Annotated in this window: 20 protein-coding genes; 10 read left to right on the top strand and 10 right to left on the bottom strand. The window is 66.6% G+C overall.

Translation table 11 applies throughout. From position 1 onward, the window contains the following. The first annotated feature begins 512 nt into the window (after positions 1 to 512). The 5 genes from OH705_RS24645 to OH705_RS24665 all read left to right on the top strand — a co-directional run bounded on the left by OH705_RS24645 (position 513) and on the right by OH705_RS24665 (position 7,393). On the top strand, positions 513 to 1,322 hold the full coding sequence (locus OH705_RS24645; RefSeq protein ID WP_046855389.1) for a gamma-glutamyl-gamma-aminobutyrate hydrolase family protein: 810 nt from the start codon (positions 513 to 515) through the stop codon (positions 1,320 to 1,322). Positions 1,323 to 1,721: 399 nt separating this feature from the next. Continuing rightward, on the top strand, positions 1,722 to 2,633 hold the full coding sequence (gene kdgD, locus OH705_RS24650; RefSeq protein WP_267303171.1) for a 5-dehydro-4-deoxyglucarate dehydratase: 912 nt from the start codon (positions 1,722 to 1,724) through the stop codon (positions 2,631 to 2,633). 102 nt (positions 2,634 to 2,735) lie between these two features. After that, complete coding sequence (locus tag OH705_RS24655; RefSeq protein WP_038706240.1) at positions 2,736 to 4,085, top strand: MFS transporter; 1,350 nt, start codon at positions 2,736 to 2,738, stop codon at positions 4,083 to 4,085. Between the two features lie 74 nt (positions 4,086 to 4,159). Next, positions 4,160 to 5,713 carry a galactarate dehydratase gene (garD, locus tag OH705_RS24660; protein ID WP_160291219.1) on the top strand — a complete coding sequence of 518 codons (1,554 nt, stop codon included), beginning with the start codon at positions 4,160 to 4,162 and terminating at the stop codon, positions 5,711 to 5,713. A gap of 99 nt (positions 5,714 to 5,812) precedes the next feature. Continuing rightward, positions 5,813 to 7,393 carry an aldehyde dehydrogenase (NADP(+)) gene (locus OH705_RS24665; RefSeq protein ID WP_160291218.1) on the top strand — a complete coding sequence of 527 codons (1,581 nt, stop codon included), beginning with the start codon at positions 5,813 to 5,815 and terminating at the stop codon, positions 7,391 to 7,393. 77 nt (positions 7,394 to 7,470) lie between these two features. Here the strand turns inward: OH705_RS24665 and OH705_RS24670 are convergent, their stop codons facing one another. Both OH705_RS24670 and OH705_RS24675 read right to left on the bottom strand, forming a co-directional pair. Then, positions 7,471 to 8,220 (bottom strand): FadR/GntR family transcriptional regulator, encoded by a 750-nt coding sequence (locus OH705_RS24670; protein ID WP_023632887.1) that lies wholly within the window; start codon positions 8,218 to 8,220, stop codon positions 7,471 to 7,473. Between the two features lie 79 nt (positions 8,221 to 8,299). After that, entirely contained in the window at positions 8,300 to 9,067 is a 768-nt protein-coding gene (locus OH705_RS24675) for an AraC family transcriptional regulator (protein WP_267303172.1), read from the bottom strand. A 109-nt stretch (positions 9,068 to 9,176) separates the two neighbouring features. Here OH705_RS24675 and OH705_RS24680 point away from each other — a divergent pair, with 109 nt between their 5' ends. The 3 genes from OH705_RS24680 to OH705_RS24690 all read left to right on the top strand — a co-directional run bounded on the left by OH705_RS24680 (position 9,177) and on the right by OH705_RS24690 (position 11,111). After that, on the top strand, positions 9,177 to 9,992 hold the full coding sequence (locus OH705_RS24680; protein ID WP_094012519.1) for a sulfite exporter TauE/SafE family protein: 816 nt from the start codon (positions 9,177 to 9,179) through the stop codon (positions 9,990 to 9,992). A 64-nt stretch (positions 9,993 to 10,056) separates the two neighbouring features. Continuing rightward, positions 10,057 to 10,707, top strand: a complete 651-nt coding sequence (locus OH705_RS24685; RefSeq protein WP_038706245.1) for a DUF998 domain-containing protein — start codon at positions 10,057 to 10,059, stop codon at positions 10,705 to 10,707. A gap of 74 nt (positions 10,708 to 10,781) precedes the next feature. Next, the gene (locus OH705_RS24690) at positions 10,782 to 11,111 is read left to right on the top strand and encodes a hypothetical protein (RefSeq protein WP_023631866.1); all 330 of its coding nucleotides are present in this window, start codon (positions 10,782 to 10,784) and stop codon (positions 11,109 to 11,111) included. A 187-nt stretch (positions 11,112 to 11,298) separates the two neighbouring features. On the opposite strand, the gene OH705_RS24695 is transcribed toward OH705_RS24690, so the two are convergent. The 8 genes from OH705_RS24695 to OH705_RS24730 form a co-directional block, all read right to left on the bottom strand. Further along, a complete protein-coding gene (locus OH705_RS24695; protein WP_416383589.1) occupies positions 11,299 to 12,618 on the bottom strand; it encodes a c-type cytochrome in 1,320 nt (439 codons plus the stop codon). 11 nt (positions 12,619 to 12,629) lie between these two features. Further along, a complete protein-coding gene (locus tag OH705_RS24700) occupies positions 12,630 to 14,405 on the bottom strand; it encodes a GMC family oxidoreductase (protein ID WP_094012522.1) in 1,776 nt (591 codons plus the stop codon). Positions 14,406 to 14,417: 12 nt separating this feature from the next. Further along, positions 14,418 to 15,164, bottom strand: coding sequence for a gluconate 2-dehydrogenase subunit 3 family protein (locus tag OH705_RS24705; RefSeq protein ID WP_094012523.1), 747 nt, complete (start codon positions 15,162 to 15,164; stop codon positions 14,418 to 14,420). Positions 15,165 to 15,301: 137 nt separating this feature from the next. Beyond that, a complete protein-coding gene (locus OH705_RS24710; RefSeq protein WP_038706247.1) occupies positions 15,302 to 16,288 on the bottom strand; it encodes a 2-hydroxyacid dehydrogenase in 987 nt (328 codons plus the stop codon). Between the two features lie 10 nt (positions 16,289 to 16,298). Further along, a complete protein-coding gene (locus tag OH705_RS24715; protein ID WP_038706248.1) occupies positions 16,299 to 17,576 on the bottom strand; it encodes an MFS transporter in 1,278 nt (425 codons plus the stop codon). Positions 17,577 to 17,633: 57 nt separating this feature from the next. Continuing rightward, the gene (locus OH705_RS24720) at positions 17,634 to 18,593 is read right to left on the bottom strand and encodes a sugar kinase (protein WP_094012524.1); all 960 of its coding nucleotides are present in this window, start codon (positions 18,591 to 18,593) and stop codon (positions 17,634 to 17,636) included. Beyond that, the gene (locus OH705_RS24725; RefSeq protein ID WP_038706250.1) at positions 18,586 to 19,356 is read right to left on the bottom strand and encodes a sugar phosphate isomerase/epimerase family protein; all 771 of its coding nucleotides are present in this window, start codon (positions 19,354 to 19,356) and stop codon (positions 18,586 to 18,588) included. The genes OH705_RS24720 and OH705_RS24725 overlap by 8 nt, the downstream gene beginning before the upstream one ends. Positions 19,357 to 19,428: 72 nt before the next feature. Next, the gene (locus tag OH705_RS24730; RefSeq protein WP_267303173.1) at positions 19,429 to 20,451 is read right to left on the bottom strand and encodes a LacI family DNA-binding transcriptional regulator; all 1,023 of its coding nucleotides are present in this window, start codon (positions 20,449 to 20,451) and stop codon (positions 19,429 to 19,431) included. Positions 20,452 to 20,654: 203 nt separating this feature from the next. Between OH705_RS24730 and OH705_RS24735 the strand changes: the two genes are divergently transcribed. Next, positions 20,655 to 20,825 carry a hypothetical protein gene (locus OH705_RS24735; RefSeq protein WP_177410824.1) on the top strand — a complete coding sequence of 57 codons (171 nt, stop codon included), beginning with the start codon at positions 20,655 to 20,657 and terminating at the stop codon, positions 20,823 to 20,825. A gap of 155 nt (positions 20,826 to 20,980) precedes the next feature. Then, positions 20,981 to 22,867, top strand: a complete 1,887-nt coding sequence (gene mrdA / locus OH705_RS24740) for a penicillin-binding protein 2 (RefSeq protein ID WP_267303174.1) — start codon at positions 20,981 to 20,983, stop codon at positions 22,865 to 22,867. The last annotated feature ends 44 nt before the right edge of the window (positions 22,868 to 22,911 follow it).

The raw sequence follows: 22,911 nt of genomic DNA on the forward strand, positions 1-22,911 counted from the left end.
CGGGAGGACGCGCCGACGGGCCATCCATGGCCTGATCGGCGCTTGACGGGCATCCATGCCCGTCACCTCCCTGCGCAGGCCCTCCGTTCGGCCTCCTGAAGTCGCAATTTGTGTCGCCTGAACTATCGCGCGCTTAGAAGCAACAGCAAGGGCAAAGGCAAAAGCTGGGCTGGGCTGGGCTGGGCTGGGCTGGGCGTAATGATTTTGCGGAGCATGCCTGCATGACATTGCATTGGTGCAAAGAGCCGACTGCGTCGTTAAATATTATTGACCTAGCTTGCGCCAAACCCTTGTCGCCCAAGGCTCCGACCGCCTACAGCCCCCGAAAAATGGCGGCTTGAGGGTTCGTCACTCGTTTGACATATCGAACGGCTCTGGCAAGCTATGAGTCAGGCCCCGACCGACATCGCCTGCAGGGCGAGCCGGCAGTGCTCGGGGCTTCAGGCAGCACTCAAGGCCCCGGCCGTGCGCCTGCACAACAACGACAGGCATGACCTGTCTCAAGGTGACATATGTCCAACAGCAACATTGGCAACAAGCAACCTTCCCTGCGCAAACCCGTCGTCCTCATGACCATGGGCAGCCAAGAGCGCAAAGGCCATGACTATCAGGTCATGACACACAAATACATCTCCCCGCTGGTCGAGTTCTCCGGTTGTGTTCCGGTCCTGGTGCCCACCTGCTGCGGCGTTGAAGACCTCGAGACCTACCTGGACATGGCCGACGGCGTGTACCTGACCGGTGCCGGCAGCAACATCGACCCGGCCCTCTACGGCCAGGACAACCAGACGCCCGGCAAGGGCCAGGACAAGGACCGCGACCTGTTCGACATCCCGCTGGTCAAGGCGGCGATCAAGCGTGGCCTGCCGATCTTCGGCATCTGCCGCGGCATGCAGGAAATCAACGTGGCCCTCGGTGGCGACATCTACCAGAAGGTCTACGCCGAGCCAGGCTTCAACGACCACCGGGAAAACCCCGAAGATCCGGTCGAGGTCCAGTACGCCCAGGTGCACGGCGTGAAGATCAAGCCGGGCAGCTGGCTGCGCGACACCCTCGGCAGCGACGAAATTCGCGTCAACTCGCTGCACGGCCAGGGCCTGCGCAACCTGGGCGCCGGCATCGAGCCGATCGCCCATGCCGAGGATGGCCTGGTCGAGGCGATCCACGCCCCGAGCATCTCGCCCTTCCTGTTCGCGGTGCAGTGGCACCCGGAGTGGCAGGCGGCGAAGAACCCCGACTCGATCAAGATGTTCCAGGCCTTCGGCGACGCCTGCCGCGCCCAGGTCCGCAAGTCCCAGGTCAAGCGCAACCAGGCCGCCTGACCCTCTGAAGCTTCGTTAGCTTTGATCGCGGGGCGGCGCAAGGTCGCCCCCGTTTCCCACGGTCACCCTCTGCTGGTCCCAGAACACCTCCCGTGGAAGCGGGCGGCGGGCTTGTGCCTGTCTCCGCGATCTTTTTTCCTCTCTCCCTCATAGAGATACGATGACTCGTAAGGTCTCGTGTCGTCTTGCCGCCCCTATCGCAGCGCAAGCCCGCTCCCGCAGCCCGGCAGAGCTGTCACGTCATGACTATAGGTGCGGGCTGGCCACGCGCTGAGGCCAGATCTGATCACTACCCCGCAGAAAATCCATGGGCAGGGCTAGTCACGGAACAAGTTGTACGATAACTTACCTCTCACCTTGGTACCCCCTCCTTCCAAGCGCCACAGGATGCCTACAACAATGAATCCACAAGAACTGCAATCCATCCTCTCCCACGGCCTGCTGTCGTTCCCCGTCACCGACTTCGACGCGGCCGGCGACTTCAACCCCACAGGCTATGTCAAACGCCTGGAATGGCTCGCCCCGTATGGCGCAAGCGCGCTGTTCGCCGCCGGTGGCACCGGCGAGTTCTTCTCCCTGGCCGCCAGCGAGTACAGCCAGGTGATCAAGACCGCCGTCGACACCTGCGCCACCTCGGTACCGATCCTCGCCGGCGTCGGTGGCTCGACCCGCCAGGCCATCGAATACGCCAAAGAGGCTGAACGCCTGGGCGCCAAGGGCCTGCTGCTGCTGCCCCACTACCTCACCGAAGCCAGCCAGGACGGCGTCGCCGCCCATGTCGAGGCGGTGTGCAAGGCGGTGAACATTGGCGTGGTGGTCTACAACCGCAACGTCTGCCGGCTGAACGCCGACCTGCTGGAACGCTTGGCCGAGCGCTGCCCGAACCTGATCGGCTACAAGGACGGCCTGGGCGACATCGAGCTGATGGTGTCGATTCGTCGCCGCCTGGGCGATCGTTTCAGCTACCTGGGTGGCCTGCCCACCGCCGAGGTGTATGCTGCGGCGTACAAGGCGCTCGGAGTGCCGGTGTATTCGTCGGCGGTGTTCAACTTCGTGCCCAAGACCGCGATGGACTTCTACCACGCCATCGCCCGCGACGATCACGCCACCGTGGCCAAGCTGATCGACGACTTCTTCCTGCCGTACCTGGACATCCGCAACCGCAAGGCCGGTTACGCCGTGAGCATCGTCAAGGCCGGGGCGAAGCTCGCCGGTCATGACGCGGGCCCCGTGCGCACGCCGCTGACCGACCTCACCGCGCAGGAGTACGAGATGCTCGCGGCGCTGATGGACAAGATGGGCCCGCAATAAGCGAGCACCCCGCGGCCTGCCAAAGCCGCCGCCGGAGCAGGGACGCCCCGCTCCGGCCTACAACCAATCCCCGTATAAAAATAACGAGTGGGAGTAACCAGCATGCAAGCGACGCAAAAGACGCATGTACGCTACCTGATCCTGTTGATGCTGTTCCTGGTGACCACCATCAACTACGCCGACCGCGCCACCATCGCCATCGCCGGCTCCAGCCTGCAGAAAGACCTGGGCATCGACGCGGTCACCCTCGGCTACATCTTCTCCGCCTTCGGCTGGGCCTACGTGGCCGGGCAGATCCCCGGCGGCTGGCTGCTCGACCGCTTCGGCTCGAAGAACGTCTACGCCTTCAGCATCTTCACCTGGTCGCTGTTCACCCTGCTGCAGGGCTTCGTCGGCGGGCTGCCGGTGGCCTGGGCGGTGGTCACGCTGTTCACCCTGCGCTTCCTGGTCGGCTTCGCCGAAGCGCCGTCGTTCCCCGGCAACGCGCGGATCGTCGCGGCCTGGTTCCCCACCCAGGAGCGCGGCACCGCCTCGGCGATCTTCAACTCGGCGCAGTACTTCGCCACCGCGCTGTTCGCCCCGATCATGGGCTGGATCGTCTTCACCTTCGGCTGGGAACATGTGTTCGTGGTCATGGGCGTACTGGGTATCGTGTTCTCGGCGGTGTGGATGAAGACCATCTACAACCCGCGCCAGCACCCACGCATAGGCCAGGCCGAACTCGACCATATCGAACAGAACGGCGGCCTGGTGGACATGGACCAGAAACGCGGCGGCGACGGCCCGAAATGGGGCTACATCAAGCAGCTGCTGACCAGCCGCATGCTGCTGGGCGTCTACCTCGGCCAATACTGCATCAACGCCATCACCTACTTCTTCCTCACCTGGTTCCCGGTGTACCTGGTGCAGGAACGCGGCATGACCATCCTCAAGGCCGGGTTCATCGCTTCACTGCCGGCGGTATGCGGCTTCATCGGCGGGGTGCTCGGCGGGGTGCTGTCGGACTGGCTGCTGCGCCGCGGCAACTCGTTGACCTTCTCGCGCAAGCTGCCGATTGTCTGCGGCCTGCTGCTGTCGACCACCATGGTGTTCTGCAACTACGTCGAGGCCGAATGGATGGTGGTCGGCTTCATGACCCTGGCGTTCTTCGGCAAGGGCATCGGCGCCCTGGGCTGGGCGGTGGTCGCCGACACCTCGCCCAAGCAGATCGCCGGCCTGTCGGGCGGGCTGTTCAACACCTTCGGCAACATCGCCTCGATCACCACGCCGATCGTCATCGGCTACATCATCAGCGCCACCGGTTCGTTCAAATGGGCTCTGGTGTATGTGGGCGCCAACGCCCTGGTGGCGGTGTTCAGCTACCTGGTGATCGTCGGCCCGATCAAGCGCATCGAGCTCAAGGAGCCGCCCAAGCACGAACCTGCGCCCGATGCGGAACTGGCCCGCCAGTAAGCCGGACACGTCGGCGCCCAACGGCGCCGGCGACAGCACCACGCCTGAGAGACAAGACAAGAAGGGCCTGAACCATGCAGCTGATCGAACATTCCGAGTCGCCCCGCTACGTGCGCCTGCACCCCGACGACAACGTCGTGGTGGTGGTCAACGACGGCGGCCTGGGCGAAGGCGCGCGCTTTGCCGATGGCCTGACCCTGGTCGAGGGCGTGCCGCAGAGCCACAAGGTCGCCACCGTGGACATCCGCAAGGGCGAGGCGGTGCGCCGCTATGGCCAGGTCATCGGCCATGCCCTGGCAGACCTGCGCCAGGGCAGTTGGGTCAAGGAAGATCAACTGGCGATGCCGGCCGCGCCCGAGCTTGCCAGCCTGCCACGCTGCGACGCCGTACCCGCCCCCCTGCCGCCACTCGACGGCTTCACCTTCGAGGGCTACCGCAACGCCGACGGCAGCGTCGGCACCCGCAACATCCTCGGCATCACCACCACCGTGCAGTGCGTGACCGGCGTGCTCGACCATGCGGTCAAGCGTATCCGCGCCGAACTGCTGCCTCGCTACCCCAATGTCGACGATGTGGTCGCCCTCACCCACAGCTACGGCTGCGGCGTGGCGATCAACGCCCGCGACGCCTACATTCCGATCCGCACCGTGCGCAACCTGGCGCGCAACCCCAACCTTGGCGGCGAGGCGCTGGTCATCAGCCTGGGCTGCGAAAAGCTCCAGGCCGGCCAGGTGATGCACGACGGCGATCCGTCCGTGGACCTCAGCGAGCCGTGGCTGTACCGCCTGCAGGATGCGACGCTGGGCTTCGGCGAGATGATCGAGCAGATCATGGCCCTGGCCGAGACCCGCCTGAAAAAGCTCGACCAGCGCCGCCGCGAGAGCGTGCCGGCCAGCGAACTGATCCTCGGCATGCAGTGCGGCGGCAGCGACGCCTTCTCCGGCATCACCGCCAACCCGGCGCTGGGCTATGCCGCCGACCTGCTGGTGCGCGCCGGCGCGACGGTGCTGTTCTCGGAAGTTACCGAGGTGCGCGACGCCATCTACATGCTCACCTCCCGCGCCGAAACGCCGGAGGTCGCCGAAGCATTGGTGCGCGAAATGGACTGGTACGACCGCTACCTGCAGCAGGGCGCCGCCGATCGCAGCGCCAACACCACGCCGGGCAACAAGAAAGGTGGCTTGTCAAACATCGTCGAAAAAGCCCTGGGCTCGATCGTCAAGTCCGGCAGCGGCGCGATCCAGGGCGTACTCGGGCCCGGCGAGCGGGTAACGCGCAAGGGCCTGATCTTCTGCGCCACCCCGGCCAGCGACTTCGTCTGCGGCACCTTGCAACTGGCGGCCGGGATGAACCTGCACGTGTTCACCACTGGTCGCGGCACGCCCTATGGCCTGGCCATGGCGCCGGTGGTCAAGGTGTGTACCCGCAGCGAGCTGGCCCAGCGCTGGCCGGACCTCATCGACATCGACGCCGGGCGCATCGCCAGCGGCCGGGCGAGCATCGAGGAGCTGGGCTGGGAGCTGTTCCATTACTACCTGGACGTGGCCAGCGGCCGCAGGCAGACCTGGGCCGAACAGTACCGGCTGCACAACGACATCACCTTGTTCAACCCAGCCCCTATTACCTGAACGACACAGGTGGCGTGGGAGCGGACCTGCCCCGCGATGATGCAATCGCGGGACAAGCCCGCTCCCACGCACTGGCTCATCACTCATCCTGGAGTTTCCATGCCCAATATCCTCGGCCACAACTTCATCGCCGGCCAGCGCAGCGCCCTTGGCCCGCAACGCCTGCACAGCCTCGACGCCACCAGCGGCGAAGCGCTGCCCTACAGCTTCGTCCAGGCCACCGAGGGCGAAGTCGACCGCGCCGCCCGCGCCGCCGCCGAAGCCTTCAGCGCATTCCGCCAACTGCCCCCAGCCCGCCGCGCCGAGTTCCTCGAAGCCATCGCCGCCGAACTGGACGAACTCGACGACCACTTCGTTGCCATCGTCTGCCGTGAAACCGCCCTGCCCGCCGCGCGCATCCAGGGCGAGCGCGGCCGCACCAGCGGCCAGATGCGCCTGTTCGCCCAGGTGCTGCGTCGCGGCGACTACCTCGGCGCGCGCATCGACCTGGCGCTGCCCGAGCGTCAGCCGCTGCCACGGGTGGACATCCGCCAGATGCGCATCGGGGTCGGCCCGGTGGCGGTGTTCGGTGCCAGCAACTTCCCGCTGGCCTTCTCCACCGCAGGTGGCGACACCGCCGCGGCCCTGGCCGCCGGCTGCCCGGTGGTGTTCAAGGCCCACAGCGGCCATATGGCCACCGCCGACCTGGTGGCCTGCGCCATCCTGCGCGCCGCCGACCGCACCGGCATGCCCAAGGGCGTGTTCAACATGGTGTTCGGCGGTGGTGTCGGCGAATGGCTGGTCAAGCACCCGGCCATCCAGGCCGTCGGCTTCACCGGCTCGCTTAAAGGCGGCGACGCGCTGTGCCGCATGGCCGCCGAACGGCCGCAACCAATTCCGGTGTTCGCCGAGATGTCCAGCATCAACCCGGTGATCGTCCTGCCCGGCGCCCTGGCCAAGCGCGGCGAGGCCATCGCCCGCGAACTGGCAGGCTCGGTGTGCCTGGGCGCCGGTCAGTTCTGCACCAATCCCGGGATGGTGATCGGCTTGCAGTCCCCAGGCTTCAGCCAACTGCTGGGCGAGTTGGGCCAGCACCTGGATCAGCAGGCCGGCCAGACGTTGCTCAATGCCGGCGGTCTGCGCAGTTATGTCGGCGGCCTGGAGCATCTGCAGGCCCACGCCGGCATCCAGCATCTGGCGGGGCAGCCGCAGCTAGGCGATCAGGCCCGCGCCCAGCTGTTCAAGGCCGATGCCCGCCTGCTGGCAGAGGCCGACCCGCTGCTGCAGGAGGAGGTGTTCGGCCCGGCCACGGTGGCCGTGGAGGTCGCCGACGAGGCACAGTTGCGCGCCGCCCTGCTCGGCCTGCGCGGCCAGCTCACCGCCACGCTGATCGGCGAGCCGGACGACCTCGAGGCCTTTGCCTGGCTGGTGCCGCTGCTCGAAGAGAAGGTCGGGCGCATCCTGGTCAATGGCTACCCGACCGGGGTCGAGGTGTGCGACGCCATGGTCCATGGCGGGCCTTACCCGGCGACCTCGGATGCCCGTGGCACTTCGGTGGGAACGCTGGCGATCGATCGCTTCCTGCGGCCGGTGTGCTACCAGAACTACCCGCAGGCTTTGCTGCCGGAGGCGTTGCGCGATGGCAACCCGTTGGGGCTGCGGCGGCTGGTGAATGGACAGTGGAGCGAAGGGGCAGTCTGACTACCTGGAAACGCGATTGGAAACGACGTGGGAGCAGGCCTGATACCGGGCTCCCACGCGTTTGACCACCTCGGACGTCAGCCCCGCTGCGCCTCGGCCTCTTCATGGGCCTGGCGCAGGCGTTCGCGGCTGTTGCTCAGGTGCATGCGCATGGCCATCTTGGCGCCTTCGCTGTCGCGCCGGGCGATAGCCTCGTAGATCGCCTCATGCTCGTGCATCAACCGACTCATGTAATGCGCCTGGTCGTCATGGGCCAGGCGCGCCGAGTTGAGCCGGGTACGCGGGATGATGCTGGTGCCCAGGTGATTGATGATGTCGGCGAAGTAGTGATTGCCGCTGGCCTGGGCAATGCGCAGGTGGAACTGGAAGTCCGCCGACACCGCATCCGAGGCATGGGCCGCGCCCTCGTTGAGCTCGTCCAGCGCGGCGCGCATGCCGGCCAGTTGCTCGTCGCTGCGACGCTCGGCCGCAAGGCCCGCCGACTCGATCTCCAGGGCAATGCGCAACTCCAGCACCGCCAGCACCTCGCGCAGGGTGACGATGGTCGCCGGGTCGATACGAAAACCCCCGGTACTTGGGGTGTCCAGCACGAAGGTGCCGATACCGTGGCGGGTCTCGACTTGGCCTGCGGCCTGCAGCCGCGAGATGGCCTCACGCACCACCGTGCGGCTGACCCCTTCCTCGGCCATGATCTGCGATTCGGTGGGCAGCTTGTCGCCGCGTTTGAGCTGGCCGCTGCGAATGCGCTCGGTCAGCACCGTGACCAGTTCCTGGGCCAGACTGCGTGGCTTGCGCCGGGTCCGTGCCTGTACCTGCTGCTCTGTCATGCCCTGTCTGTCTGGTTGTGGAAGACAGGCGCGATGATAGCGCAAGCAGTTGTACGATCACATACGTCCGGGCGGGTTTTCATGCGCCGTGGCGCGCCGCCGAGGGCGTGTGGCCCATGACCTTGCGGTACAGGCTGGAGAATGCGCTGGGGCTCTCGTAGCCCAGGTCCAGGGCGATGGCCGTCACCGCCTCGCCTGCCGCCAGGCGTGTCACCGCCGCCATCAGGCAGGCCTGCTGGCGCCATTGGCCGAACGACAGCCCGGTCTGCTCGCGAAAACGCCGGCTGAAGGTGCGCGGGCTGCAGTTGAGTTGACGCGCCCAGGCCTCGGCCCGGGCATGGATCAACGGCTGCGCCAGGAACGCCTGGCACAGGGCCGCCAAACGCGGCTCCGTCGGCATCGGCGCGAACAGCGGCAGGCGCTCGGCCTGGCCCAGCTCGTGCAGCAACAGCCCCAACAGCAGGCCGTCGCGCCCCGCCTCGTCATGCAGGGCCGGCACTTCGGCGCTGGCCAGCAATAGCTGGTGCAGCAGCGGTTGGACACGCAATGCCTCGCATAGCGGCCCCGGGCGAGGCAGTGCTGTCGGCTCGATGTAGAGGCTGCGGGTACTCACGCCGCGCATGCGCACCTGGTGCGGCTTGCCGGGAGGAATCCACACGCCGCTGCCGGGTGGAATGCCCCAGGCGCCATCGTCGGTCAACACCTCCATCAGCCCGCTCATCCCGTACAGAAATTGCGCCCGGCGATGGAAGTGCCTGGGCAACAGGGTGTCGGGCGGGTAATCGGTGGCGATGGCCAGTACCGCACGGGGGGTGGCATCGACTTGGGACAGGGGAACATTGCGCATGACAACAGGCTCTGGCCGTGATGCGATGATTATTGGCCAATTGGCGCAAGCCGGCCAAGAGGCAGGGGCCTACGCTGGGAGCCCCTGTCCTGGCCCTGAGGCTGTTCCCATGCTCTACCCTCTGCTTGGCTTGTTCGGCTTGTGTGCCGGCGTCACCACCTTGCTGTTCGGCTTCGGCGGCGGGTTCTTCGCCGTGCCGCTGCTCTATGCCCTGCTGCTGACCAGCCACGGCGCAGGCACGGCCGTGGCGGAGCATGCCATGCAGATCGCCGTGGCCACCTCGGCCACGGTGATGATCTTCAGCAGCGCCCTGGCCACCTGGCGCCACCACCGAGCCGGCAGCCTGCGCTGGGACCTGGTGCGGCCCCTGGCGCCGGCCATAGCCATAGGGGCGCTGCTCGGCGCCTGGGCCGCCCTGTACGTGACCAGCGCCTGGCTGCGCGGGTTGTTCATCGCCTATCTCCTGCTCAGCCTGCTCGATGCCTGGCTGCGCCCGGGCTTCGTCCGCACAAGCGGGCAGGCACTGGCTGAAATGAGCCGTACCGGCGCAACCCTCGCCGGCCTGCCCATCGGCGCGCTGGCGGCGCTGCTTGGCGTCGGTGGCAGCGTGATGACCGTGCCGCTGATGCGCCGCCGCGGCGCCAGTATGCGCACCGCCACTGCCATGGCCAATCCGCTGTCGCTGCCCATGGCCCTGGCGGCCACGCTGGTCTATGCCCTGGTGCCGAGCAGTCAGGCTGACCTGGGCTCCGGCGTGCTCGGGCTGATCGACCTGCGCGCCGCCCTGGTTATGACCGTCGGTGCCTGGCTGGGCATGCACCTGGCCGCGCCGTTGCTGGGGCGCATCCCCGACCACGTGCATGCCCGGGCCTACCTGGCGCTGCTGGCCTGCGTACTGCTGGTGATGCTGCTCGTTGGCGATTGAGCCTGGCCATGGGACATGCCCGCGCTGTAGGCTGCGACCTGCTCTCTCCAAGGAAGGAAACCGCATGAAGACGTTCGATCGCCTGCTGCTCGCCACTGGCCTGCTCATTCCGCTCTGGCTGTTGTCGGGCGTTGGCCTGACCGCCCTGGCCTATCCCGGCTACGACCATCTGCAACAGGCCATGAGCCAGCTCGGCGCGGTCGGCGCGCCGACCCATGGCTTCTCGCCCTGGGTCAACAACTTCCCCTTGGCGTTGCTCTTCGGCCTGTTCGCCTGGGGCCTGGCGCGGCGCTGGCAGTACTCGGGTCTGGCTCGGTTGAGCGCGGGGCTGGTGCTGCTGCACGCTGTCGGCAGCCTGGGTACCGGCTGGTTCCCCTGCGACCAGGGCTGCGCGCCGCTGGAGCCGTCATTCTCGCAACAGATGCACAACCTCAGCGGCCTGCTGATGTTCCTCTCGCTGACCCTGGCCAGCGTGTTGTGGATCTGGCTGGGCAAACGCGTGGCAGGTTCCCCCTGGTTGGGAAGGTGGTCGCTACTGTGCTCGGTGCTGGCGATGATCACCGTGGTGCTGATGGCCAAAGCCGCGCAAGGCGGTGAACTGTTCGGCCTGTACCAGCGCCTCAACTACGGCATCAGCGTGTTGTGGGTTGCCGCCCTGGCCCTGCAATCGTTGCGCTGGCGTTCGCGCGATGGCCTGCAAATGGCCATCGCCTGACGGCAAACTGCTGGCCCCCAGGCGTCGAAAGCGCGGGCAAACTTCGTTTTCCTTCAGATGCTTAGGACAGCAACATGCGCGTAATTCTAGCAACCGTGGCTGGCTGCCTGCTGGCCACGACCGCCTTTGGCGCCCAGGCCCGGGCCCTGAGCCAGAACGATCGCCAGGTGTGCGGCTGGGGCGCGCAGATCGCCGCCGAGGCGCAACAGGCCAAGCTTTCCGGGGTGACCCTGTATGCCACGCGCAAGAAGCTGCAGGCACGCAAGTTCGCCAAGCCATGGATGCGCATGACGGCGTTCGGGATCACCGAGCAGACGTATAACAGTCGCTCGCGGCTGAAGCCTGCGGCGATCAAGCAGACGTATTACGAGCAATGCGCCCAGCATGCAGTCGCTAAAAATTAATTAATATAATTCAAATAGTTTTGAGTTATATCAAATGTAATTTATTAGCACATGTTGAAGTGATTTCGAGGTATTCGGCGGCATAATCGGCAACCGGTGGGAGCGGGCTTGCCCCGCGATCTGGCCAAGCGGCCATCGCGGGACAAGCCCCCTCCCACAACACCTCCCTGTCAATCGAGCCTGTCGATCAAGGCTCCGCAATCCCCGTGGTATCACCGATCAGCGTCTGAGCCTTGAGCGGCACCGGTGCTGCCTTGCGTAGCGCCGCCACCTGCCCCGCGGTCACCGCCGCGGCCTGGTTGCCCCAGCTGCTGCGAATGAAGTTGACCACATCGGCCACCTGCTGGTCCGACAGCCGCCAGCCGAAGCCGGGCATGCTGAACGTCGACGGCGCGCTCGCCGTGGCCGGCAGGGTCGCGCCTTCCAGCACGATGTGGATCAGCGAGGTGGCATCCTGCCCCTGCACCACCGGATTGCCTGCCAGCGCCGGGAACACCCGGGCATAGCCCTGGCCGTCGGTACGGTGGCAAGCCCCGCAGTTGTCCACGTACAACGCCGCGCCCGTCTTGCCGTCATTGCCTTGCCACAGCGCCTGGGCCGCGCTGGGGTCCACCTGGAACGGCTGGTCGTCCGGGTTGCTCGGCGGCAAGGTCTTCAGGTAGCGGGCAATGGCCGTCAGGTCGGCATCGCTCATGTACTGCATGCTGTGCTCGACCACGTCGCTCATGCCGCCGAACACCGCGGTGCGCTCGTTGCGGCCGGTCTTGAGGAAGGCGACGATCTGCGCCTCGTTCCAACTGCCCAGGCCGTCCTTGTGGTCGCCGCGCAGGCTCTTGGCGATCCAGCCCTCAAGCGGTGCGCTGCCGGCCAGGAAGGCGTCGCCGTCGTTGGTATCCAATGCCTTTTCCTGCATGGTGATCGCCCGTGGCGTATGACAGGCGCCGCAATGGCCCAGCCCTTCGACCAGGTAGGCACCCCGCGCCACCACCGGATCACGCCCTGCGGCTTCGAACGGCTTGACCTCGGGCGCGAACAACCCACGCCAGAACGCCAGCGGCCAGCGCATGCTCAATGGCCAAGGGATGTCGCTGGCCTTGTTCTGCTGCGCCACCGGCTGCACGCCGTGCATGAAGTAGGCATACAGCGCCTGCATGTCCTGATCGCTGACCCGGGCATAGGACGGGTATGGCATGGCCGGATACAGCGTACTGCCATCCTTGCCGATGCCCTGGCGCACGGCGCGCTCGAAGTCTTCGTAGCGATACTGGCCGATGCCGCTGGCGTGCGGGGTGATATTGGTCGAATAGAGGGTGCCGATCGGCGTCTCCATCGGCAGCCCGCCGGCGAAGGGCTTGCCGCCCTTGGCGGTGTGGCAGGCCACGCAGTCGCCGGCACGGGCCAGGTACTCGCCCTGCTTGACCAAGGCTGGATCGACGCCGTCGGCGGCGTGCAGCAAGGTGCTCGCACCCAGGCCGAGCATGGCGATGAACAGTGTCTTGAGTTTCATGACCGGCCTCCTCATGCCTGCACCAGTGGGCCGGGGTTCTTCAGGTAGCGTTCGCGGATCGCCCGCGCCGACCAGTAGGTCAACGCCGCCACCAGCCCGGTGGGGTTGTAGCCCAGGCCCTGGGGGAAGGCCGAGGCGCCGGGCACGAACACGTTGTGCACGTCCCAGCATTGCAGGTAGCGGTTGAGCGCGCTGGTCTTCGGGTCGGTGCCCATGATTGCGCCGCCATTGAGGTGAGTGGTCTGGTAGGTGGAGGCATCGAAGTGCTGGCCGAAGGCCTTTTTCCCCGCGCTGATCGCCTTGGGCCCCATGGCTTCGGCGATCTTGCCCATGCGCTCGACCATGAAGCGGTTCATCTTCACGTCGTTGTCCTTCCAGTCGAAGGTCATGCGCAGCAACGGCTGGCCGTAGGCGTCCTTGTACACCGGGTCCAGGTCCAGGTAGTTGTCGCGGTAGGACTGGTGCGCGCCGTGGGCGTCCATCGACAGCATGTGCCGGTAGCTGTCGGCCACCGCGGCCTTCCAGCCACTGCCCCATTTCGGCGTGCCCGGCGGCACCTTGGTGCCGGAGATCGGCTTGGCGCCCGCCTGGTTCACCCAGAACGGCGAGCCACCGACGAAACCGTGGGGGCCATGGTCGAAGTTGTCGGCGTTGAAATCGTCCACCGCCACACCGTTGCCGCCGGCACCGATGAAGGGGTTGGTGTGGTGGCTGTCGCGGTCGAAGAACGCGGTCACGGTGGAGATGTTCTGGTAGGCGAAGTTGCGCCCCACCACGCCTTGGTTGCTGACCGGATCGTAAGGCTTGCCGATGCCCGAGAGCAGCATCAGGCGCACGTTGTTGTACTGGAAGGCGCCGAGGATCACCAGGTCGGCCGGTTGCTCGACCTCGCGCCCCTGGCTGTCGACATAGGTCACGCCGGTGGCCAGGCGTTTATCCTCGGTCAGGTTGACCCGCAGCACATGGGCATTGTTGCGCAACTCGAAGTTCGGCACCTGGCGCAGGGCCGGCAGAATGTTCACGTTGGGCGAGGCCTTGGAGTACATGTAGCAGGCATAGCCGCTGCAGTAACCACAGAAGTTGCACGGTCCCATCTGCGCGCCGTACGGGTTGGTGTAAGGCCCGGAGGTGTTGGCCGACGGCAGGTTGTAGGGGTGATAGCCGACTTCACGGGCGGCCTTCTCGAACAGTTGCGCCGACACGGTGTTCTTCTGCGCCACCAGCGGGAAGTCGCTGGAGCGGTCGGCGGCGAACGGGTTGCCGCCCTTGTCGCGGCCCACCACCTGGCCCTTGATCGACCAGGCCGTGCCGGAGGTGCCGAACACCTTCTCGGCGAAATCGAAGTACGGCTCCAGCTCTTCGTAGCTCACGCCGAAGTCCTGGATGGTCATGCCTTCGGGGATGAAGGCCTTGCCGTAGCGCTCCTCGTAGTGGCTGCGCAGGCGCAGCTCCACCGGGTCGACGCGAAAATGCACGCCGGACCAGTGCAGCCCCGCCCCACCCGTGCCGGTGCCGGGCAGGAAGGCGCCGAACTGGCGATACGGCACGGCCACGTCGTTGACGCTGTGGCGCAGGGTCACGGTCTCGCGGGAGATGTCCATGAACAGCTTCTTGCGCGAGTTGTAGGTCAGCTCGTCCATGGTCTGCGGGTAGACGCCATCCGGGTAGGTGTCCCGGGCCGGGCCACGCTCCAAGGCGAGCACCTGCAGGCCGGCCTCTGTCAGCTCCTTGGCCATGATCGCCCCGGCCCAGCCGAACCCGACGATGACTACATCGACTTTTTTCATCTGGCTCATGCTTCAACCCCGCTCGCCGCTGATGGAGACCGGCGGGAACGGATAACGCTCGTCGCGCTCCACCCAGTCCATGAAATCGGCGCGAGCGCCTGGGAAGCCCACCAGCTTCCAGCCGACCAACCCCTGGTTGCCGCCGTGCAGCGGATCACTGAAAAAGCCTTCGCGGGTGTTGAGCCAGAGCATGTTGAAGAAGGTGGCCGCCGGCAACGAGGCAAATGTCACCGTACCGCCGTCCAGGGCCTCCAGTACCTGCTGCTGGCGCGCAAGATCGAGCTGGGCGAACGCCTTGCCGAACTGCGCCTTGCACCAGGCGTCGGTCTCGGCGATGCCCAGCCGGTAGATCTCCTGGGGGTTGAGCTTGAGCTGGTAGCCCAGCTCGCTGGGGGCGTCGGGGTGGAATGGCCCCTGCATGTACCACAGCCCGCCACTGCCGTAGCGGGTGTTGAGCTGGCGGTCGATGAACTCGGGCACGCCGGCATCGGCCGCGCCCGCGCCCAGGGCATCAGTGGGGATGAGCACGGCCACGGCGGCGCTGACGAAGGCCCACTCCTCCTGGGTGAAGAAGGTCGGCTGGTAGGCGCGCGCGGTGACCGGCCGGGCCGGTTCGGCGGCTGCCGGGGTGGCGCTGTCGGCGAGCACTGCACCGCCCAGTCCCGTGCTGGCGAGGGTCGCCACCGGGATCAGGGTCAGGGATTGGCGCAGGAACGCCCGGCGCGCCGGTTGCACGGAGGCGGGTTGGTCCTTGGACATGAGGATGTCTCTCTGTTGATCAGGTCATACGGGAATCGTCGCTCCTTTGGTGGGTGGGGCCAGGGCTGCGCAGCGGCCCCACTCCTCGAAATCACACAAGAGCTGTTGTTATCAGGCAAACGAAACGCTTGCCAGGTTCAACGCATACGCAACTCCCACGCCCTCGGGTTGACCAGGTTCGCCGGCCGCTCGCCGGCCAGCGCGGCCAGCAGGTTGTCCACCGCGCAGCGGGCCATGGCTTCGCGGGTCTCCAGCGTGGCCGAGCCGATATGCGGGGTGACCACCAGGTTGTCCAGTTGCAGCAGCGGCGAATCGGCCGCCAGCGGCTCCTGCACGAACACGTCCAGCCCGGCACCACGAATGCGCCGCTCGGCCAGGGCCTGGAGCAAAGCCGCCTCGTCCAGCACTCGGCCACGGGAGATGTTCACCAGGATCGCAGATGGCTTCATCAGCGCCAGCTGTGGCGCGCCGATCAGGTTCTCGGTCGCGGCGGTCAACGGCAGGCACAGGCAGACGAAATCGGACTCGGCCAGCAATGCCTCCAGGCTGCGATGCGCGGCGGCGAACCGCGCCTCCACTTCGGGCCGCGGCTGACGGGTGTGGTACAGCACGCGCATGCCGAAACCGGCATGCGCGCGTCGGGCCAGGGCCTCGCCGATACGGCCCATGCCGACGATGCCCAGGGTCTTGCCCTGCACGTCGCAGCCGAACTGCGCCGGCCCGATCCCGGCCCGCCAGTGGCCGGCGCGAATCCAGCCATCGAGCTCGACCACGCGCCGGGCACAGGCCAGGATCAGCGCGAAACCGGTGTCGGCGGTGGTTTCGGTGAGCACGTCGGGAGTGTTTGTCAGCAGCACCCCACGCTGATCCAGCGCCTCGATATCGTAGTTGTCCACGCCCACCGACACGCTGGAGATCACCTCCAGCTGCGGCGCCAGGTCGAGCAGCGCGCGGTCCAGGCGCAGGCTGGCGCCCAGCAGGCCATGGGCGCCCGGCAGCGCCGCGCGCAAGCGCACCAGGCCATCGGCGGCCGGCGCCTCGACCAGGGTCACCTCGGCCTGCGCGTGCAGGCGCGCCATCAGTTCATCGGACAGGCGTTTGTAGGCGACGATGCGCTTTTTCATGCTGAGGCTCCTATCGGCTCGGCGCCAGGCTTTGCCGGCGCGCCTGTTGCAAGGGGTTGAGGACGGCGGTGAGGGCCACGGCCAACAGCAGTGCACCGCACATGAACAGGTACGAAGCGCCGGGGCCGCCGGTGACACCATTGAGGTAGCCGACCAGGTACGAGCCCGAGAACGAGCCCAGCGCGCCCATGCTGTTGATCAGCGCCATGGCGCCCCCGGCGACGTTGGCCGGCAACAGTTCGGGAACGATCGCGAAAAACGGCCCGTAGGGCGCGTACATGCAGGCGCCGGCGATCACCAGCAAGGCGTATGACCACCAGAAGTGCTCGGTACCCAGGGCATAGGAGCCGTAGAACGCCAGCGCGGCGATCAGCAACGGCGGCCAGACGAAGCGCTTGCGCTTCTGCAGGCGGTCCGAGGCCCACGACACCCCGAGCATGGCCAGCACCGCCCCCAGGTACGGCACCGCCGACAGCCAGCCGGCGGTGACGATGTCCAGCGCGGCGGCCTGCTTGAGGATCGACGGCAGCCAGAGGACGAAGCCATACACGCCGATGCTCCAGCAGAAGTACTGCAACGACAGGATGATCACCGTGGGCGAGCGGAATGCCTCGGCATAGTTCTTCACCGGTTTGATGCCCTGCTGCTCGGCGTCCAGCGCTTGGCGCAGCGCGGCCTTCTCCCGGGCATCGAGCCACTTGGCCTGCTCCGGTCGGTCATCGACCAGGCGCCACCATATGAACGCCCAGAGAATGGCCGGCGCGCCCTCGATGATGAACATCCAGCGCCAGTCGAACTGCTGCACCAGGTAGCCCGAGACCACCGACATCCACAGGATGGTCACCGGGTTGCCGAGGATCAGGAAGGTGTTGGCCCGCGAGCGCTCGGCGCGGGTGAACCAGTGACACAGGTAGATGAGCATGGCCGGCATCACCGCCGCCTCGACCACGCCCAGGAGAAAGCGGATGGCGATCAGCCAATAGACGTCGTGGACGATCCCGGTCAGCGTGGCCAGCCCGCCCCAGAGGATCAGGCTGGCGAAGATCAGCTTCTTCACGCTGCGCTTCTGCGCGTACAGGGCGCCGGGCACCTGGAAGAAGAAGTAGCCAAGGAAGAACAGCGCGCCGAGCAGCGACGACAGCGCCGGGGTGATCTTCAGGTCGTCGGCCATGCCCGAGGCCGCGGCGAAGCCGTAGTTGGCCCGGTCGAGGTAGGCCAGGCTGTAGGTGATGAAGACGATGGGCATGATGTACCACCAGCGTCTGGGTGCGAGTCGATCGATCTGCATGGGTGTTCTCCTGGTCTTGTTGTTCTTGTCACATCAGGTTGCGTACAGGCCGGCGCTTCAGCGTGCTTCGCGCTCAGGGCTTTCGTGGTGGTCCAGTTCATGACGTTGCGGCAGGCCTTCCATGTCGCCGCGGCTCTGCACCGCGCGGCTGCCGCACCAGTTGCCGCGGGCCACGGCGCGGCGCAGAGGCAAGCCTTCGAGCAAGGCGCTGATCACCCCGACGGCGAAGGCATCGCCCGCGCCCACGGTGTCCACTACCCGCGCGACCGGCTGGCCGGGCACCACGCCATGGGCACCCTGGGCATCGCGCCAGTAGGCGCCTTCGGCCCCCAGCTTGATCGCCACGTACTGCGCGCCCTGCTCTAGGTAGAACTCGGCGATGGCCTGCGGCGCCTGCCGGCCGGTGAGCAGGCGCCCCTCCTCCAGCCCTGGCAGCACCCAGTCGGCCTTGGCCGCCAGGGCGTTGACCTCGCGCACCATGGTCTGGCGGTCGGGCCACAGTGACGGACGCAGGTTGGGGTCGAAGGAAATGCTGCGGCCATTGGCTCGCATGCCGTCCAGCAACTGGTGACACAGTTCGCGGCAACTGCCTGAAAGCGCCGCCGGAATGCCCGTGGCATGCAGGTGCCGGGCCTGCAACAACGCCGGCCGCACCAGCGCGGGCGACAGCCGACTGGCCGCCGAGCCACGGCGGAAATACTCGACTTTCGGATCGCTGCCATCGTCGCAGCGCTCCTTGAGCTGGAACCCCGTGGGGTGCCCGGCATCGACCTCGACACTGGAACAGTCCAGGCCTTCGCGGCGCAGGCTGTCGAGCACGAAGGCACCGAGCGAGTCGTCACCGACCCGGCTCAGCCATTGCACCCGCAGGCCCAGGCGTGACAGGCCGATGGCCACGTTGCTGTCGGCACCGGCGATGCGTTTGCCAAAGCCCTCGACCTGGGCCAGGTCGCCCGGCTGCGCCGCCACGAACATGGCCATGGTTTCACCGAAGCACAGCACGTCATGCTCAGCCATGGCACACCTGCCCTTCCAGCTCGGCCAGTTGCGCGACCTGGCGCGCCGTCAGTGCCAGCAGGTCCTCGCCGGCCAGGGGGTACTCGATGGCACGCGGCAGGCCCGGGGCGAAATGCGTCATCAATTCGCGCCACTGGGCCAGGTCGAGGTCCTCGGGCACCACGGCTACCAGGCGCCCGTCGGCGCGGCGCGCCACCGCCTTGCAGTGCACGTAGCGCACCCAACGCCCCAGCAATTGCGCGGCCAGCAGCGGCGACTCGTCGTGCCAGTACCAGTTGCCGATGTCGAAGGTCATGCCCGGCGCCACGCCTTGCGCCTGGGCCTCGCGGAAAAACTTCACCAAGGTCGGCAGCCGCCCACCGTAGGGCGTCTGGTCGTTTTCCACGTACAGCGCCGTCTTGTGTTGCAACAGTGGCGCCAGCGCCGGCAAATCGCAGCCATCCTGGTAATGACCCAGCGACACCTTGAGCGCCACCGCGCCGATCTCGCTCGCCAGCTGCAGGCGCTGGGCAATCGCGGGCTCCAGGCTGCCGTCCTCGCGCCACAGTTCCAGTGGCGTGGAGTAGAGACTCTGCAGGCCATGCTCGGCGGCCAGGTTGGCCAGGGTAGCGGCATCAGGCGCAGCGTCGAACAGCTCCTCGCGCCATTCCACCCGCCGTGCCCCTGCCGCAGCGAGCAACGGCAGGTAGCTGGCCTGGCCCAACCGCCTCACGGCATCGGCACCGAAACTCGACAAGCTGATGGAGACAGTGTGCGTGCGCATCGTGGTAGTCCTTGTTCTTGTGGATGAAACCGGTTTCATTTTTCTCCGGCAACAACGGCGTCCGCGACGCCGTCAGTGTTGTGATCGGGTAGAGCCTCGCGCAATGAGCTGCGCGCGTAGATCCAGGCGCCGGGCCGGCAGTGGGCTGCCTTGCAGGCGCTCCAGCAGGCACTGAAACGCCGCCGCGCCGATGCACCCGGTGGGTTGCGCCAATGCGCTGATGCCGTCGCCCACCAGCGGGTACCAGTCCAGGTCGTCCAGCGCCAGCAGGCCCAGGTCCTGGAACAGCGGCCCGCCCCTGGCGTGCAGCACCCGCACCAGCTCCAGGGTGGCGACACCATTGCAACTGAACAGCGCCTGCGGGCCGTGCCCTGCCCCGCCGATGAACGCGCCCAGCTGCTCGGCGAGGCCCGGGCCTACCTCCAGGACCTGCCCGCGCAACCCACGACGCCGGGCGATGGAGGCCTGGAAGGCATCCACGCGCTCCTGCCGCGAGCTGGTGCCATCAAGTGGCTCGGTGACGGCGAGGATGTCGCGATAACCGTTGTGTTCAAGGTGATCCAGCGCCTGCTCGACGGCGTCGCTGTTGTCCAGGCCCACCAGATCGACCGACAGGCCCGCCAGTTGCCGGTCGACCAATACCATGGGCAGGTCGCGGACCAGGCTGGCCAGCTCCCCGGCGCGGTGGCCCAGGGTGTTGACGATCAGGCCGTCGACGTTGTACGCCTGCAGGGCCTGCAGCTGGCTGCGCTCCTGGGCGTCGTCACAGTCGGTGTTGCACACCACCAGGCTGTAGCCGTGCTGGCGACAGGCCGTCTCGACAGCGTGCATCACCGCCACGGAATAGGGGTTGCGGATATCCGCCAGGAGCATGCCGATCAGCCCGGTGCGGCCGCGTTTGAGGGCACTGGCCATGCGGTTGGGGCGATAGCCCAGACGCTCGACGACGGCTTCGATCCGCTGCGCGGTGGCCTCGGCGAGCAGTTGCCGATCCTCGCCCATATAGCGCGAGACGGTTGCCTTGGAGACGCCGGCCGCCTTCGCGACCTCGCTGATAGTGACCCGCCCGCGGACAGGAACTGCGTCTTTATCCACCCCTGAGCCCTTCTTGTAGGTGTTTGTGCAGGGTTGATGAAACCGGTTTCAATGAAATCAGGGATGATCCATGCCGTCAAGTGGCGGGCTTTGTGCCAAAGCAGGCGCATACACTGCCAAACCCTCCCTCCTGCCCTGTACCTCGGCCTTCGGAGCGGTATGGTGATACTTCGGACTTCGCTCGCCCTGCCCTGGAGATAGTCATGACCGCTCTGTTTCGTATCAGCCTGGTGCTAATGCTCGCCGGCATGGGGATGGGGGATATCGTGGTGGCCAGTGTCGGGCTGCTGGGCTTGTGCGCAGGCGCCGTGATGCTCAGCATTCGCCAGGATGCGGTTGCTCAGCCGGCAAGAGAATCGGAGTTCATTGCCTAGGCCTGTGCCCACATGAAAGAAGCTTCATGATTGCCGCAGAGCCCCTGCCTGCGGGCCAGAGCAATACCTGGCCAGTTTGGCGCGGGGCGCTGCGCCTTGAGCCTCACCGCCTGCCCGCGTAGCATCGCCGCCCCACCCGCCGCTCCCCTGTGCTCATGCCGCAACCCATTCCCCTCAAGGACCACGAAAAGGAAAAGCACCTGGTCAACCGCCGGCTACTGGCCTGCGCCCTGCTGGTGCTCGGCCTGGTGGCGGTACTGGTAGGCCGGCTCTACGTGCTCCAGGTGTTGCAGCACGACCAGCAGTCGGCGGTATCGGAAAACAACCGCGTGCACGTGCTGCCGATCCCGCCCGAACGCGGCCTGATCTACGATCGCAACGGTGTGGTACTGGCCGACAACAAGCCCAGCTTCAACCTGACCATGACCCGCGAGCGGGCCGGCGATTCGAAGAAGGTGCTCGACAACCTGGCGCAGGTCCTGGGGCTGTCCGAGGACGACCGCCAGCAGTTCGACAAGGACCTGCGCCGCGGCCGCAAGCCGTTCGAGCCGGTGACCCTGCTGGTCGGTCTGAGCGAGGAGCAGATCGCCCTGATCGCGGTCAACCAGTTCCGCCTGCCGGGGCTGGAGGTGGAGCCGCAATTCATTCGCGAGTACCCCTTGGCCGAACACTTCGCCCATTCGGTCGGCTACGTCGGACGCATCAACGAGAAGGAAGCCAAGAGCCTCGACAGCACCGCATACCGCGGCACCCAGTCCATCGGCAAGACCGGCATCGAGCGTTTCTACGAGGAGCAGCTGCACGGCCAGGTGGGCTACGAGGAAGTCGAAACCAACGCCCAGGGCCGGGTGATGCGCGTGCTCAATCATCACGACCCGGTGCCCGGCAAGGACATCGTGCTGAGCCTCGACGCCCACCTGCAGCAAGCCGCCGAGAAGGCCCTGGGTGATCGGCGCGGCGCGGTGGTGGTGCTCGACCCGGCCAACGGCGACGTACTGGCGATGGTAAGCAACCCGGCGTTCGACCCCAACCTGTTCGTCAAGGGCATCAGCTTCAAGCAGTACGCCGCCCTGCGCGACTCCATCGACCGGCCGCTGTTCAACCGCGTGCTGCGTGGATTGTACGCCCCAGGCTCGACGGTCAAGCCCGAGGTGGCCATCGCCGGCCTCGACAGCGGCGTGATCACCCCCGGCAGCCGGGTATTCGACCCCGGCTACTACGAGTTGCCCAACTACGAGCACAAGTACCGCAACTGGAACCGCACGGGCGATGGCTGGGTGGACCTGTACAGCGCGATCATGCGCTCCAACGACACCTACTTCTACGACCTGGCGCACAAGCTGGGCATCGACCGCCTGCACGACTACATGGCCGAGTTCGGCCTCGGCCAGAAGGTCTCGCTGGACATGTTCGAGGAAGCCCCGGGGCTGATGCCGTCCCAGGCGTGGAAACGCGCCACCCGGCGCCAGGCCTGGTTCCCCGGCGAAACGCTGATTCTAGGCATTGGCCAGGGCTACATGCAGGTGACCCCGCTGCAGCTGGCCCAGGCCACCAGCCTGCTGGCCAGCAAGGGCGTGTGGCACCGCCCGCACCTGGCCCTGACCATCGGCGGCCAGGCGCCGGTCGACCCGCACCCGATGGCGGATATCGTGCTGCATGACAAGCATGCCTGGGACCAGGTCAGCCAGGGCATGCAGATGGTCATGCACGACCCGCGCGGCATCGCCCGCGCATCCGCCGCCGGCGCCCAGTACCGCATCGCCGGCAAGAGCGGCACCGCGCAAGTGGTGGCGATCAAGCAGGGTGAGCGCTACAACCGCGACAAGACCCTCGAGCGCCACCGCGACAATGCCCTGTTCGTCGGTTTTGCCCCGGCCGATCACCCGGCGCTGGTGGTGGCGGTGATGATCGAGAACGGTGAAGCCGGTGGCCGGGTCGCGGGGCCGGTGGTGCGGGAGGTGATGGATGCCTACCTGCTGGATGAGCAGGGGCATTTGAAGGCGCAATATGCGGGGTTGGCCAAGGCCGTGCCGCATACTTAGGACTCTACCAAGATCAGCGGAGAAACCCATTTATGATGCGGTGT

This window comes from Pseudomonas sp. BJa3, from assembly GCF_026343815.1.
In the GTDB taxonomy this organism is placed as follows: Bacteria; Pseudomonadota; Gammaproteobacteria; order Pseudomonadales; family Pseudomonadaceae; genus Aquipseudomonas; species Aquipseudomonas soli.

Excerpts from the sequence above, each read along its gene's own strand:
- OH705_RS24700 (WP_094012522.1), bottom strand. The coding sequence starts at position 14,405 with ATGAAAAAAGTCGATGTAGTCATCGTCGGGTTCGGCTGGGCCGGGGCG.
- OH705_RS24725 (WP_038706250.1), bottom strand. The coding sequence starts at position 19,356 with ATGCGCACGCACACTGTCTCCATCAGCTTGTCGAGTTTCGGTGCCGAT.
- OH705_RS24680 (WP_094012519.1), top strand. The coding sequence starts at position 9,177 with ATGCTCTACCCTCTGCTTGGCTTGTTCGGCTTGTGTGCCGGCGTCACC.
- mrdA (WP_267303174.1), top strand. The coding sequence starts at position 20,981 with ATGCCGCAACCCATTCCCCTCAAGGACCACGAAAAGGAAAAGCACCTG.
- OH705_RS24675 (WP_267303172.1), bottom strand. The coding sequence starts at position 9,067 with ATGCGCAATGTTCCCCTGTCCCAAGTCGATGCCACCCCCCGTGCGGTA.
- OH705_RS24645 (WP_046855389.1), top strand. The coding sequence starts at position 513 with ATGTCCAACAGCAACATTGGCAACAAGCAACCTTCCCTGCGCAAACCC.
- OH705_RS24705 (WP_094012523.1), bottom strand. The coding sequence starts at position 15,164 with ATGTCCAAGGACCAACCCGCCTCCGTGCAACCGGCGCGCCGGGCGTTC.
- OH705_RS24695 (WP_416383589.1), bottom strand. The coding sequence starts at position 12,618 with ATGAAACTCAAGACACTGTTCATCGCCATGCTCGGCCTGGGTGCGAGC.
- OH705_RS24655 (WP_038706240.1), top strand. The coding sequence starts at position 2,736 with ATGCAAGCGACGCAAAAGACGCATGTACGCTACCTGATCCTGTTGATG.
- OH705_RS24720 (WP_094012524.1), bottom strand. The coding sequence starts at position 18,593 with ATGGCTGAGCATGACGTGCTGTGCTTCGGTGAAACCATGGCCATGTTC.
- OH705_RS24690 (WP_023631866.1), top strand. The coding sequence starts at position 10,782 with ATGCGCGTAATTCTAGCAACCGTGGCTGGCTGCCTGCTGGCCACGACC.
- kdgD (WP_267303171.1), top strand. The coding sequence starts at position 1,722 with ATGAATCCACAAGAACTGCAATCCATCCTCTCCCACGGCCTGCTGTCG.
- OH705_RS24735 (WP_177410824.1), top strand. The coding sequence starts at position 20,655 with ATGACCGCTCTGTTTCGTATCAGCCTGGTGCTAATGCTCGCCGGCATG.
- OH705_RS24710 (WP_038706247.1), bottom strand. The coding sequence starts at position 16,288 with ATGAAAAAGCGCATCGTCGCCTACAAACGCCTGTCCGATGAACTGATG.
- OH705_RS24670 (WP_023632887.1), bottom strand. The coding sequence starts at position 8,220 with ATGACAGAGCAGCAGGTACAGGCACGGACCCGGCGCAAGCCACGCAGT.
- OH705_RS24685 (WP_038706245.1), top strand. The coding sequence starts at position 10,057 with ATGAAGACGTTCGATCGCCTGCTGCTCGCCACTGGCCTGCTCATTCCG.
- OH705_RS24665 (WP_160291218.1), top strand. The coding sequence starts at position 5,813 with ATGCCCAATATCCTCGGCCACAACTTCATCGCCGGCCAGCGCAGCGCC.
- OH705_RS24715 (WP_038706248.1), bottom strand. The coding sequence starts at position 17,576 with ATGCAGATCGATCGACTCGCACCCAGACGCTGGTGGTACATCATGCCC.
- garD (WP_160291219.1), top strand. The coding sequence starts at position 4,160 with ATGCAGCTGATCGAACATTCCGAGTCGCCCCGCTACGTGCGCCTGCAC.